This is a genomic window from Marinobacterium sp. BA1, assembly GCF_041155135.1.
Lineage (GTDB): Bacteria > Pseudomonadota > Gammaproteobacteria > Pseudomonadales > Balneatricaceae > Marinobacterium > Marinobacterium iners.
Genome location: NZ_BAAFHC010000001.1, coordinates 1436175 through 1449497 on the forward strand (window position 1 = coordinate 1436175; position 13323 = coordinate 1449497).

Genomic DNA, 13323 nt, shown 5'->3' on the forward strand with positions numbered 1-13323 from the left:
GTAACTCTAACACAGAGCGCCCGCAACCTGATAAACTAGCGCAATAATTTTTTACCGTTATTTACCCGCTTTAAAGGTTGACTCACCCATGTCTACAGGTTCTGAAAAAACTTCCCTGAGCTACAAGGATGCCGGCGTTGATATTGATGCCGGAAACGCGCTTGTCGAGCGTATTAAAGGTGTCGCCAAACGCACTGCCCGTCCTGAGGTCATGGGTGGACTGGGTGGGTTCGGTGCCCTGTGCGAGCTGCCGGCCGGTTACAAACAGCCGGTACTGGTATCGGGTACCGATGGTGTCGGCACCAAGCTGCGCCTGGCGATGGACCTGAAAAAGCACGATACCATCGGCATCGATCTGGTGGCCATGTGTGTCAACGACCTGGTCGTGGCCGGCGCCGAGCCGCTGTTCTTCCTCGACTACTATGCCACTGGCCATCTGAATGTCGACATGGCCGCTGACGTTGTCACTGGCATTGGCGCCGGTTGCGAGCTGGCCGGGGCAGCACTGGTCGGCGGTGAAACCGCTGAAATGCCGGGCATGTATGAAGGCGACGACTACGACTTGGCCGGCTTCTGCGTGGGTGTGGTTGAAAAGTCCGAAATCATCGACGGCAGCAAAGTTCAGGTGGGTGATGCCCTGATCGGCCTTGCCTCTTCCGGCCCGCATTCAAACGGTTATTCCCTGATCCGCAAGATTCTGGAAGTGGCCAATGCCGATATGCAACAGCCAATGGGTGACAAGACCCTGGCCGACGCCCTGCTGGAGCCAACCCGCATCTACGTCAAGTCTGTCCTGAAGCTGATCCGCGAATCTCAGGTCAATGCCCTGTCACACATCACCGGTGGTGGCCTGCTGGAAAACATTCCGCGTGTACTGCCCGCTTCGGCCAAGGCCGTGATCGACATCGACTCATGGACCCTGCCGCCGGTATTCCAGTGGCTGCAGGCTGAAGGCAACGTGGATGCACGTGAAATGTACCGCACCTTCAACTGTGGTGTTGGCATGGTAATCGCTGTTCCCGCCGACAAGGCTGACGCGGCCATTACACTGCTGCAGGCTGAAGGTGAAAGCGCATGGCTGATCGGCCAGATCGAAGCGGCCGCCGAAGGCGAAGAACAGGTTGAGCTGCGTCAGGGAGCCTGAACATGGCGTCCAAACGCATCGTTGTACTGATCTCCGGCAGCGGCTCCAACCTGCAGGCCATTCTCGATCAGACACGCACGGGACAGATTAACGGCAGCATCGTGGCGGTGATCAGCAACCGCCCCGATGCCTACGGCCTGACCCGGGCGGAGCAGGCAGGCGTCGATGCCCGCCTGCTCGACCACAAGCAGTTTGCCGACCGTGAATCCTTTGATCAGGCGCTGGTTGAGCTGATCGACAGCTACAGCCCCGACCTGGTGGTACTGGCCGGCTTCATGCGCATTCTGACACCCGAACTGGTCCGCCATTACCATGGCCGCCTGTTCAACATTCATCCCTCATTGCTGCCCAAATACAAGGGTCTGAATACGCACCAGCGTGCCCTGGACGCCGGCGATGAAGCGCACGGCTGCAGCGTTCACTTCGTCACCGAGGAGCTGGACGGAGGCCCCGTGATCGTACAGGCCAGCGTCCCGATTGCCGCGGATGAAACCGCTGACAGTCTGCAGCAGCGCGTACATGCACTGGAGCACAGGATCTACCCGCTGGCGGTGGAGTGGTTTTGTCTGAACCGGTTGGCACTGACCGATACCGGCGTTACGCTTGATGGGGAACCTCTTCCGACAACGGGTTTCCAATACGGCATCTGACCGATGGAGGCTGCATGACTCTTCAATTCAAGGCAGCATGGCTGTCAGCCCTGTTACTGCTGGGCACACCCGCTCTCGCCGACACCGACCCTCTGCCGCCATTCAAGGCAGTGTATACGACCGAGTTTGACCTTGGCATATCACTCAGCGGTGAAGCGGTGCGCGAGCTGCGGCAGGATACCGGTGGTCTCTGGCATTTCAGTTCAGAGGCCTCCGCCATGATGGCGGGCATCCGCGAAGCATCGTCCTTCAATTACCGCAGCGGCGAGATGATTCGCCCGCTTAAATACGATTACTACCGCAAGGTGCTCGGAAAAAGCCGTAGCGCACACATCGACTTTGACTGGCCCGCCGGTAAGGTCACAACCGTGGTAAAGGACAAACCCTGGAAAATGGTGATTGGCCCAGGTACGCAGGACAAGCTTAGCTATCAGCTGCAGATGCGGCTCGACCTGAAGGCCGGCCAGCAGAGCATGTCCTATCAAGTGGCGGATGGCGGCAAGCTGAAGACCTACGCCTTTGCGGTGACCGGTGAAGAAGAAGTCAAGACGCCCTACGGCACTTTCAATACGGTGCGTGTCATGCGAGACCGGGGCGAAGATGCCGACCGCGAAACCCTGATCTGGTTTGCACCGGAGCTGGACTATCTGATCGTACGTCTGCAGCAGACCGAATCCGATGGCAAAACCTACGCCCTGCTGCTGAAAAACCTGGAGACACCATGAGCGAAGCATTGATCAGCGCAACCGAGAACTGCCTTCTGGCACGCGAGCAATCCGCTCTGGACAAGCCTGACGAGCTGTTTTATTGCAGCTACCTGATCAGCCACTTGAATCTGGTTGCAGCCGAAATGCCAGAATCAGGCGAAGCCTTCCTGCACAACCTGCAGGAAAGCCTCGACAATGCCTTCAGTGTTGATCAGCTCAGTGATCAAGACAAGTCCGGCATCAAGTCACTGTGGAACGAAGTCTGCGGCGAAATCGGATCACCGCTGGCCAGCTGATCCAGCACATCCACCAGCAGCACCCGCTGCTGGTCCAGTGCCAGCGTCAGGGTAAAGCAGCGCTGGTTGCCACTGATATCCATATAGGGCGCCGAGCGCAGAATCCGCCGCTCATAATCCTCAGCCGCCACCAACTGATAGAACCAGGGGCGCCAGCTCCAGTTGTGGCCAATCACCCGCACATCTTCGCACCACTGACCGTCTCGATATTCATAGTTGGGCGATACTTGTAGCCCCTGACGGTCACAGATGAAGCAGCGTAGAATCGCCGCATCCGGGCAGTAATGCCTGAGAGCCTCAACCCCCTCACCCGCCAGCAACAGATCACGCAACGCCAACAACTGGCTCTGCATGCCTTCCAAGTGCCACTGCCGCCGCGCAGACTGCTCGATCATCTGCTCCAGATAGCGCTGCAGCAACTGCTGTACCCGATCATAGCAGGCATCCGGTGCCAGAAAATCGGGCAGTGCCGGATCAAAAATAAAGCCCTGCACGTAACTGGCGTTACACTGCAGCGCGAGGAAAAACTCTTCCTCGGTTTCAACCCCTTCAAAAATCAGCTTGCTGCCCAAACGCGACGCCATGTCACCCAAAGTGTGCAGCAGTGCACTTTCCTGGTGCCCGAACGCACTGTTTTTGAACATGCGCATGTCAATTTTGAGCAGATCCGGTGTAAAGGCCAACAGCCGATCCAGCTGCTGGAAACCGGTGCCAAAGTCATCCAGCGCCACCCTTACCCCTTCAGCACGGTACCGGCGAGCCAAGTGGTGAATGCGATCAATCCCACCGCCATGCTCTGTAATTTCGACAATCACACGGCTCAGGTCCACACCCGCCTCACGCATCATCTCCAGCGTTGGCAAGGGCTCCAGCGGATCAAGCGCATCAATCCATTCCGGCGACAGGTTGATGGTCAAATAGGTATCTTCCGGCGCGGACAGAAAGGCATTCAGCGCCTGGCGGCGTACATCACGGTCCAGCTGAAGGCGCTCCGCAGCCGGTAGCGTCGAGTCCTGAAACAAGGCACCCGCCGATACAACCCGACCCTGTTCATCCTTGCGTCTGGCCAGTACCTCATAACCTGCAACACGACCGGTGGCAATTTCCACGATCGGCTGAAACCAGGGAAAGAGTGAATACTGCATAATAACCTCGATAAACATGCGGGATGTGGCCTAACCCATAAGCAAAACCCGGGCCATCATATTACGCGCCCGGATTTGGCGTGGATCAGGGTAAAACAAAGCTCAGGGCTTGATGCGCTCGCCCCAAAGGTCGTGCTCATCTGCATCGGTTACGCGCACACGCACCCGGTCGCCCGGCTTCACGTTCACGTCATCGAGCAGATAGATCTGACCGTCGATTTCCGGTGCATCCGCCTGCGTACGCCCAATGGAGCCATCCAGACCGACTTCATCGATCAACACTTCAAGCTCGCGGCCAATCTTCTGTTGCAGCTTGCGCGCGCTGATGGCCGCCTGCTTCTCCATGAAGCGCGCCAGACGCTCCTCTTTCACCTCTGCAGGTACAGCAGGGTGAATCGCATTGGCGGTCGCGCCCTCTACCGGTGAATAGGTGAAGCAGCCTACACGATCCAGCTGAGCCTCATCCAGGAAGTCGAGCAGGTACTCGAACTGCGCATCGGTCTCGCCCGGGAAGCCGACGATAAAGGTGGAGCGCAGCGTGATGTCGGGGCAGATGTCGCGCCAGGCATTGATGCGATCCAGCGTTTTCTCACTGGCGGCCGGACGTTTCATGGCACGCAGTACATCCGGATGCGCGTGCTGGAACGGAATGTCCAGATAGGGCAGGATCTTGCCCTCGGCCATCAGCGGAATCACGTCATCCACATGCGGATAGGGATAGACGTAGTGCAGACGCACCCAGGCGCCCAGATCACCCATCGCTTCGCACAGCTCTTTCATGCGCGTCTTGAGCGGACGCCCCTGCCAAAAGCCAGTACGGTATTTGGTATCTACGCCGTAGGCACTGGTGTCCTGCGACACCACCAACAGCTCCTGTACCCCGGCCTTCACCAGACGCTCGGCTTCGTCCATCACATCGCCCACCGGGCGCGATACCAGATCGCCGCGCAGTGAGGGAATGATGCAGAAGGTACAGCGGTGGTTACAGCCTTCCGATATTTTCAGGTAGGCATAATGACGCGGTGTCAGCTTGATCCCCTGAGGTGGCACCAGATCGATGAACGGCTCATGCTTGCGCTCGGGCTTGGGCAGATACTGATGCACCGCACCTACAACCTGCTCATATTGCTGCGGCCCGGTCACGGCCAGCACCTGCGGGTGGATATTGGTAATCTCATCTGCCTGCGCGCCCATGCATCCGGTCACAATCACCTTGCCGTTTTCGTTCAGGGCCTCGCCAATCGCTTCCAGCGATTCCGCCTTGGCTGCGTCGATGAAACCACAGGTGTTCACCACCACCAGATCCGCCTGATCATAGGAGGGCACCACCTCGTAACCATCGGAGCGCAACTGGGTGAGAATACGTTCGGAATCAACCAGCGCCTTGGGGCAGCCAAGGCTGACAAAACCAACTTTGGGTGTGTGTGCAGACATAGGGATCAACTGTTCAGGATTGAGCCTGAGGGCGAGCGCCGACAGGGGTTAAGAAAGTCGCGATTATAGCGCAAAGCGGTGGAAGAATCCCTATCCCGATCGGCCCGAGCAGTGCAATTTTGTTCAATACGCCAAGCGGCATCTATCGCACACTCTGGCCGAACGCACTGGTAGAGAGACCATAATGACACTCACATTGATTCTGCCCATGGCCGCCTTTGCGCTTGCCGCATCGATTTCACCGGGCCCTGTGAACCTGGTATGCCTGAGCAGCGGTACCCGCTACCCCATTTCCAGGGGCCTGATCTTTGTGACCGGTGCCACTCTGGGGTTTATAGCACTATTTATGACCATTGGCCTGGGGCTTTATTCCGCGCTTCTGGCGCTACCGGGCGCTGCCACCTTGCTGCGCTGGGCCGGCATCGCCTTTCTGCTGTACCTCAGCATTCAGCTGTTTCGCGATAACGGCCAACTGCCGGAAGAACATGCCAGCAAGGCGCCGGGCTTTATGACCGGGGCCATCATGCAGTGGCTCAATCCGAAAGCATGGCTGGCCTCGGCGTCGGGCATCGGTGCCTACACCAGTGGTCAGGATGTGAGAGAAGTCTTCCTGTTCGCAGCTCTTTACCTGCCTATTTGCTGGCTGTCGTTAAGCTGTTGGGTCTACACCGGCGCCTATCTGCGCCGATTCATCCAGCGCCCCCGCACACTGGTCCTGATCAATCGAGCACTTGCCGTGCTACTTGCGGCCAGCTGCATCTATCTGCTGATCGACTGATCCTCGGCGGTATTGCTGTGGCGTTGCCGCCAGCAAACGCTTAAACGTACGCTGAAAATGTGGCTGGTCTGCAAAGCCGGCATCCAGTGCGGCCTCGGCTATCGGCGCCCCCGTTTTCAACGCCTGCTGTGCATACTGAATGCGGCAGTTGATCAGATAGGCATGTGGCGTAAGACCAAAATGGCGCTTGAATGATCGAATCAGGTAACCGGCACTAAAGCCCGTACATTCACACAAGCTGTCGAGGGACACGTCGGCGGTTGCGGCATGCGCCTTGAGATAGTCGGCCACCGCTTGAAGATTGTCCGGGGCCTTGGACTGCGGTGCAGCCGTATGGCCAGCGAGGCTTTGCATAAATCCCGTCAGATATTCAACAACGGCGGTCTGCTTCTCCAGCAACGCGCGGTCTGGATCAAGCAAGCATTGCGCCATCATGCAGTAGCCGTCATATATCTGCTGATGCGTCAGTGTTGCTGTTGGAATATCTTCCCAGACGGGCCGACCCAGCAAGCCGGCCTCGTGGCGCAACCGAGCCAACCAGTCCGTATCAACATATAGCATCAGATAGCCCCATGGCTGATCATCGATCGGGTTGCAGGCATGCACCCATTCCGGATTCACGATAACCAGATCGCCCTCACCGACTCGATACTGCTCATCACGGTACAGAAACGTACTCTGCCCCCTCGTAATGGCACCCAAGGACCACTGCCTGTGGCTGTGAGGCGCATAACACACCTTTCTGCCCGCCTGCACTTTTCGCAGCTCAATGTATGGCATGCGATTGTCTCGCCAGAAAACAGGCTTTTCTGAATCAGTCATATGCAATCAGGACTCCTGCCCTTACTCCTCAACCACTATGCCAAATGGCAGACACATCAAACAGCTTCAAGATTCTTTTGCCAAAAAACGGCACTCCCTGCCTTGGGGTCCAGCTCGTAACCGGAGAAGCCAAACTTCTCATAGGCTGATTTGGCCACGGTATTGTTACTGAGTACCTCTAGGGTGATTTTGCAACACCCCTTCTCTTTCGCCACTGCCTCAACTTTCTCCAGAAGCCTTTGGCTCAAGCCCATGCCTCGGTACTCACCGAGTACACAAATATCATGGATATTGATCAGCGGCTTGCAGGCAAAGGTTGAGAACCCCTCAAAGCAGTTCACCAGACCGGCCGGCTTGTCATTCACATAAGCAAGTATACTGAACGCATGGGGTATGGCAGACAACGCCGGCACCAGGTTGCACATCACATCATCCTTCAGGGGCTCGCCGCCACCCATCGGATCGCAGGCATAGACATTCAGCAGAAACGGGATGTCCAACTGGTGTCGACTGTTCTCGTAATCAGCCCGTACAACTTCAATATTCATTTTCCATCCTGTTTGTCCTAAAAATACGCAGCACAGGCTGTCATACTGCTCTATGTGATGTGCCGGCCAATGCGATACCAGAGGCAACGAACGCTCCCCCCAGAACCTTCCCCAGGTAATTGTGTCGTGACTCCAAATACCTTTTCTGAGTTGTATGAATTGCATACGCATACCCAAGTATGCAGCAGAACGACAAGAGCATGAAGGTACCGACAAGAATACTGAATTGGAAAAGCACAGGCTGGTCATGCGCTATGAATTGGGGAAACAGAGCCGTTGTAAATGCGATGGCTTTGGGGTTACTCAGCGCAACAGCCAGTCCACTTGAGTACAGCTTCATGCGACTGGCATTTTGCAATGTTGCAGAGCCCGAGCTTTTGACCGTTGCGAACCCGTTTCGCCAAAGCTTGATTCCCAAGTAGATGAGATAGATTGCACCAACAAATTTAACAACCGAGAACAAGAGCGCCGATCCGAGGATAATTGCGCTGAGACCGGCAACAGACATCGCCGACATGATGAATAAACCGGTTATATTTCCCAGTATCGTGAAAACCGAGCGCTTCACCCCATAGGCAAGACTGTGTGAAGTCGCAAGCAGGATGGCCGGGCCTGGGGTAATGGTTGCGATAAACGCAATCGACAAAAATAGCAGTATGTTCGAAATATCCATGGTGCTTACCTTATTTGGCGTAACCTAATGCACGATCTCAGATGGGTGAAGGCCAGACAATGACGGGCACTGCAAACGCCAACCATGCTCAGTCGCACACACGTGATCCGTCAGCTCAATGTTTTTCAAAAAAACATCATCATGCGACACAACCACCAGAGCGCCTTTATATCCCCGCAGCATGATTTCCAATGCTTGTACTGACATCAAATCAAGGTGGTTAGTTGGCTCATCCAGTAACAGTAGCTGCGGTGGCGAGTCAGCATAAAGTACACAGGCAAGTGCTCCTTTAAGACGCTCACCACCGCTGAGCAACCCACTGGGTGTCGTGATTTTGTGCGCTTCAAGCCCTACTTGAGACAAGCGCATACGCAGATCACTCTCCGTCGCTGTGGGATTGGCGATCTGAAGCTGTTCCAGCACAGTTTTCTCTGAATCAAGTTGCTCCAGCCGTTGATCAAGATATGCATACTCAGGTGTCACAAGGCATGTCCCAGACACGGGCACAGCCTTACCGGCAAGCACTCGCAGCAACGTGGATTTGCCACAACCATTCGGGCCAATGATACCGATACGCTGCTGTCCGCCTATGGTCAAGCTTATTGTGCGGGTATCCCCTTCCAAATGCGGCAATATCACATTATCCAGCTCAGCCACACAGCGTTTTGCAATCCGCGTCACGGGGATCGCATGCAGGGTTACGTGCGATTCATCTTCAACATGATTAGCCGCTTCCCGTACACGTTGATCAAGTCGCGCTCGAGTAATGGCCTGTTTCTGGCGTAGCGAACCTGATGACACCTCACTGCGCTCTTTTTGCCGATCCAGCAGTATTTTAGCCTGGTTCGACTCTTTTCCTTGCCGGTTGCCACGTGCCTGCCGTTGTTCCTGACGCAGGCTGTGCTTCCGCATTACTCGTTCCTGACGTTGCCGTTCAAGCTTGCATTCATCAAGTGTTTGCTGGGCGCTCTGTCGTTCATGCGCACGGGTTTCGACGTAAAATGAATAGTTGCCTCCATAGCTGCGCAGCCCCTGGGGGGACAACTCCACGATACGTTCCATCGACTCCAACAACTGCCTGTCGTGGCTCACCACGATCAGCCCTCGCGACCAACGCTGCAGTTGCTCGATTAACGCCTGCCGACTTGGACGATCAAGATGGTTGCTCGGTTCATCCAGAATCAAGAAATCCGCATCCGACAGCATGGCCCCAATCAGAGAAACGTGCATTTCCTCACCGCCGCTTAGCATGTCGACCGGTGTATCGGCATGCATGTGGCCCAAATGATTGCGTTCAAGTTCATTCTGGAGCCTCTTGCGCAGATCCCAGTGATCGCCCAGCGCCTCGAAATCTTCCGCGGCTATACTGCCTGATTCAATACGACACAGTGCATCCAGTCGGTGCCTGACTCCTGCCAAGTCGGCCACTGTAGAACCCCTTGAACGACCCACGTGTTGCGCCAGGTAATGCACGCTACCGGCACACCGACAATAACCGGTACCGGGCTCCAGCAATCCGGCCAGTAACTTTGCCAGTACAGTTTTACCAACACCGTTGCGCCCCACCAACCCTGTTGGACGCAAATCAAACTGCTCATTCAGAGCGGAGAAAAGGGTCCTGCCGTCCGGCAGAACGAAAGACATGTCTTTCACTACGAGATTAATCTTCGTCATGCTGTATTCCAAAGATGCCAAGAACTCCCCCTGCTCTCAGGGGCTGATGGAGACTGGCCGTCACAACAACGGCGGCATCAATGGCGCATTGGACAAACACCTCATATTGGAATAAACAGGCTATATATTGTACAACACCGAAGAAAATGAACAATAACGCAGTCGAGCTTACTGGCTCAGGGGGTATGCTGGTTAACTTTCTGCGTCAGTCTAAACACAAAAAAAACCTATCAAATATTCTAGCAGGCCACAGGAGGGCTGCATAAGCGATGAAAAAAAACTGGATGTGGATGCTGCCATTGCCGATTGCAGCGAACCCATTGCTTGCACTTGCTGCAGGCACCCTAACCTACGGCCCTGTAGGAACTGGAGGGGCTGCTCATGCGATTCCGATTCCCTCGCTGCTGCTGTTACCACTTGGAATCATCCTTGCGATTGTTGGCTTGCGCCAGCTGAGTCGCAATCGCACACAACAAATACTCGGATTGTTACTAACAGTAGGTGGTACCGTAACCGCGGTATCCAGCGGCGTATACATTCAAGAAACAACGGCAAGCCCTGCAACGACAGAATTGTCCGAGCAACAGGGAGGCAGCGTAGCAGTGCCAATCGGGCCACAGGATTATCGCAACACCAGTGGTATTACGCTGGAAATACGCTCTGTTAATGCACCGGAGACCTATTGCGTATCCGATAACCCCATTTCCGAGTGCCTTGCAGGCAACACACTGGAAAATGGTGCAATCTGCCAGACCAGCTTTACCTGCGTGTCACCCGTCCCGGCCCAGGCCATCGACGATATGGCGGCAGTCACAAATAGCGGCAACGTACAGATCAATGTGCTCGGTAACGATCTTGGTACACCGATCAGCGTGCTGTCGTTTGGAAGCTCGGGCGCCACTGTTGGCAGTACCAGTGCCGATGGCACAACGGTGCTCAGTCTTCCTGTAGCTGGTGGGACACTGGACGTTACCATGACCAGTAGTGGAGTATTCTCGGCTCTTGCCAATGGCACAAGTGGCGCAGGCACTGTAGCAGTGTACTACGAGATGGCTTCTGCTAATGGCAGCTCAGACATCGGCATGGTGTCAGTCCAGATCGGCGATTTGCCCTCCGCTGTAGACGACACCCCAGCCACGCTTGGAAGCGGTAATGAATACTCTACAGATGCCGGAGTCACACTCAATATAGGAGCCGGCGTCGGGCTGCTCAACAATGACACCCTCGGTACGCCGGCAGCCAGCTTGAGCCAGTGGGGGGGCGGTGATGCAAGCGTATCGGCAGACCTTATACCCAACACTTCCAGCCCGTTTGCCGGAGGTACAATTACCGTCTACTCAGACGGCTCATTCGATCTTGTGAACCCTGCAGTGCCTGGCACATACACATTCGATTATCAGATACAGAACAGTATAGGCAGCAGTACAGGCACAGTAGCGGTGGAGGTCCTCAGCCCATAAGTTAAACCCGAAGATTGGGCATGACCATAAGTATTAACTTCTTGGTCATGCCCTGTGTGCGTGCTTCGCAGTTATCCTTGCCGTTCAGCGACGGATAAGTGCCTATTGAGACCCCGATTGACCGAGATTACCATTACTGGATGGCGCTCACCTGAGACTCGTACTCTTCAAGAATCTCACAGGCCTTGCCAAGGTTCGTCGTGGAATACTGCCCGATTTGAACATCCATAACCCGGAATTGATCAACATCCTCACGTGTGATCCGCTGCTCCTGAAAGGCGCGAGTTACCGCTTGCATCGCCTCACCATAGCGAGTCCAAAGCGAACCTTGGTCGCACTCCGCATTCTTGTGCACCTGAACGACACCGGCCGAATTCCCGCCATAGGCTTCAATCAGTCCCTCGTATCCCTGACAGATGGTCGGATCGACCGCCGTAGATGCCTGTATCGACTCAGGGCTGGGTATCTCGCCCATCATCACATTCAATGGCGTGGACTCATCCACCATCTGAGTCAACTTTCCGTGTAGACTCTCGGGAATAGGCTTTCCAGCCGCTTGCAGCTTTACTATCTCCAGATTCAGCTCTTGCATGACATTGTTAAACCGGAGCATGCTATCTTGGGCCTGTTTATAGCTACACTCTGTTGCACCTGCTGCACCATCCCCCGCAAAGACAGGAACAGAAAGAACTCCAGCCACACAAAAACAAGAAATGGTGTTTGCAATGGTTGAACCGATTTTCATACGTTAGTCCTTTAAAAATTCTGGGTAGCGCCGTTACTATTAATTCTTACGCGTGGTATGCACAGCCTTCAATTAAAACCTGTCCAGCACGCTCCTTAAAACCGTAGATCAGAAGCCCTGGCTCTTTTCGCTTTTCCAGTTCAACCTTCCACAACACAATCACATGATCTGGATTTCTATGTATAGCCACCAAATCTGCTATTGTGTGCTTTCCATATATATCATAATTTTCTTCAATCTGCCGCTTAAAATCTTCTTCAGGGAAAGTATCCGAGGGGCTTTCTTCGTAGAAATAGCGTATAAACTCATTATAGTTCTTTTCATTCCATGCGTTCTCGGTATGCTCAGCCAACGGCTTTACAATATCGAGTATTTCATTGTCACTAAGATCCCTGGAATCCATACTGTTCTCCATAATATATAATTTAAATATAGCACCATATAGAAATATTTTTTAACTATAAATGTTATCGACTTTTGGAATTATTAAGCATATTGTTACCCATTATATACATATAAAACAATGTTTTCTCTTGGGCTTATAACAATTAAACCAATACGCCCATAGGCATAGTAACTACCTTCACTATTGATTATATCGGTTGCTTGCCTCAAAACATCTTCATCAATATTGATACAAAAACCATATCTGCAAATATAATCATAAACATCAAGCCGCCCTCCTTCATCATATTTCCAATACTGTTCCTCTTTTACAGGCGTTTCACTCCATGAGTCGTATATCCCACGCCACCGTCTATTTTTCTGGTTTTCATTTGCAGGTAGAGTTTCAAAATACTCAATACCAAGCTTTTTAATTTGATTAGATATTTTTTCAGACAGTGGATAAACCCTTATACCTGCCTCATTACCACCTGGGCCAAAACCCCAAGATTCCTCCTTACTATAAGCAATAGAGTTAACCTGAAGAGCATCCGGAACAACACTTAATTTGAAGTTTCTCTCATATATTTTCAAGGCCACAATAAGGCTTGTGATAAGAGTAAAAAATAAAAAGAAGAAATAAGAGCGTGGCAATTTATTAAATGCATAAACGACTAGAGCCAATATCGCGAGTAACGCTACGAACACAGTTAAAAGCATGATATATATCATAGTATTCCTGATATCGCCATCAAAGACCGGTGGTCATATGTTGGTCCCTGTATGAATAAATCCGTATCATTACCATGAACCTAGTAATAACATCAGGATTTTTTACAAGTGGAACCGTCATTTGATTCATA

General features: G+C 53.5%; 15 protein-coding genes. 6 read left to right on the forward strand and 9 right to left on the reverse strand.

Going from position 1 to position 13323, the window contains the following annotated elements; translation table 11 throughout:
* Positions 1–88: 88 nt before the first annotated feature.
* The 4 genes from purM to ACAM29_RS07015 are packed head-to-tail and all read left to right on the forward strand — an operon-like array spanning position 89 to position 2797.
* A complete protein-coding gene (gene purM, locus ACAM29_RS07000; RefSeq protein ID WP_369623663.1) occupies positions 89–1144 on the forward strand; it encodes a phosphoribosylformylglycinamidine cyclo-ligase in 1056 nt (351 codons plus the stop codon).
* Positions 1145–1146: 2 nt separating this feature from the next.
* Positions 1147–1794, forward strand: a complete 648-nt coding sequence (gene purN, locus ACAM29_RS07005; RefSeq protein ID WP_206841150.1) for a phosphoribosylglycinamide formyltransferase — start codon at positions 1147–1149, stop codon at positions 1792–1794.
* 14 nt (positions 1795–1808) lie between these two features.
* On the forward strand, positions 1809–2519 hold the full coding sequence (locus ACAM29_RS07010; RefSeq protein WP_091826928.1) for a DUF3108 domain-containing protein: 711 nt from the start codon (positions 1809–1811) through the stop codon (positions 2517–2519).
* Positions 2516–2797: a YfcL family protein gene (locus ACAM29_RS07015; protein WP_091826927.1), complete on the forward strand. Its 282-nt coding sequence runs from the start codon at positions 2516–2518 to the stop codon at positions 2795–2797. The genes ACAM29_RS07010 and ACAM29_RS07015 overlap by 4 nt, the downstream gene beginning before the upstream one ends.
* Here ACAM29_RS07015 and ACAM29_RS07020 read toward each other — a convergent pair.
* Positions 2725–3942, reverse strand: a complete 1218-nt coding sequence (locus ACAM29_RS07020) for an EAL domain-containing protein (protein ID WP_369623664.1) — start codon at positions 3940–3942, stop codon at positions 2725–2727. The two genes, ACAM29_RS07015 and ACAM29_RS07020, sit on opposite strands and share 73 nt — an antisense overlap.
* Positions 3943–4044: 102 nt before the next feature.
* Complete coding sequence (rimO, locus tag ACAM29_RS07025) at positions 4045–5376, reverse strand: 30S ribosomal protein S12 methylthiotransferase RimO (RefSeq protein ID WP_369623665.1); 1332 nt, start codon at positions 5374–5376, stop codon at positions 4045–4047.
* Between the two features lie 184 nt (positions 5377–5560).
* Between rimO and ACAM29_RS07030 the strand changes: the two genes are divergently transcribed.
* The gene (locus tag ACAM29_RS07030) at positions 5561–6154 is read left to right on the forward strand and encodes a LysE family translocator (protein WP_091826925.1); all 594 of its coding nucleotides are present in this window, start codon (positions 5561–5563) and stop codon (positions 6152–6154) included.
* Here the strand turns inward: ACAM29_RS07030 and ACAM29_RS07035 are convergent.
* Genes ACAM29_RS07035 through ACAM29_RS07050 form a run of 4 tightly spaced genes read right to left on the reverse strand, consistent with a single transcriptional unit; the run spans position 6116 to position 9871 of the window.
* Positions 6116–6976: a helix-turn-helix domain-containing protein gene (locus tag ACAM29_RS07035; protein WP_369623666.1), complete on the reverse strand. Its 861-nt coding sequence runs from the start codon at positions 6974–6976 to the stop codon at positions 6116–6118. The two genes, ACAM29_RS07030 and ACAM29_RS07035, sit on opposite strands and share 39 nt — an antisense overlap.
* Positions 6977–7032: 56 nt before the next feature.
* Positions 7033–7524 carry a GNAT family N-acetyltransferase gene (locus ACAM29_RS07040; RefSeq protein ID WP_091826923.1) on the reverse strand — a complete coding sequence of 164 codons (492 nt, stop codon included), beginning with the start codon at positions 7522–7524 and terminating at the stop codon, positions 7033–7035.
* A gap of 40 nt (positions 7525–7564) precedes the next feature.
* Positions 7565–8197 carry a LysE family translocator gene (locus tag ACAM29_RS07045; protein ID WP_369623667.1) on the reverse strand — a complete coding sequence of 211 codons (633 nt, stop codon included), beginning with the start codon at positions 8195–8197 and terminating at the stop codon, positions 7565–7567.
* A gap of 24 nt (positions 8198–8221) precedes the next feature.
* The gene (locus tag ACAM29_RS07050) at positions 8222–9871 is read right to left on the reverse strand and encodes an ABC-F family ATP-binding cassette domain-containing protein (protein ID WP_369623668.1); all 1650 of its coding nucleotides are present in this window, start codon (positions 9869–9871) and stop codon (positions 8222–8224) included.
* Positions 9872–10140: 269 nt separating this feature from the next.
* On the opposite strand from ACAM29_RS07050, the gene ACAM29_RS07055 reads away from it, so the two are divergent.
* Entirely contained in the window at positions 10141–11331 is a 1191-nt protein-coding gene (locus ACAM29_RS07055) for a midcut-by-XrtH protein (protein WP_369623669.1), read from the forward strand.
* A 133-nt stretch (positions 11332–11464) separates the two neighbouring features.
* On the opposite strand, the gene ACAM29_RS07060 is transcribed toward ACAM29_RS07055, so the two are convergent.
* The 3 genes from ACAM29_RS07060 to ACAM29_RS07070 all read right to left on the reverse strand — a co-directional run bounded on the left by ACAM29_RS07060 (position 11465) and on the right by ACAM29_RS07070 (position 13192).
* A complete protein-coding gene (locus tag ACAM29_RS07060) occupies positions 11465–12076 on the reverse strand; it encodes a hypothetical protein (RefSeq protein WP_369623670.1) in 612 nt (203 codons plus the stop codon).
* Positions 12077–12122: 46 nt separating this feature from the next.
* The gene (locus ACAM29_RS07065) at positions 12123–12479 is read right to left on the reverse strand and encodes a hypothetical protein (RefSeq protein ID WP_369623671.1); all 357 of its coding nucleotides are present in this window, start codon (positions 12477–12479) and stop codon (positions 12123–12125) included.
* A 95-nt stretch (positions 12480–12574) separates the two neighbouring features.
* On the reverse strand, positions 12575–13192 hold the full coding sequence (locus tag ACAM29_RS07070) for a hypothetical protein (RefSeq protein ID WP_369623672.1): 618 nt from the start codon (positions 13190–13192) through the stop codon (positions 12575–12577).
* Between the last annotated feature and the right edge of the window lie 131 nt (positions 13193–13323).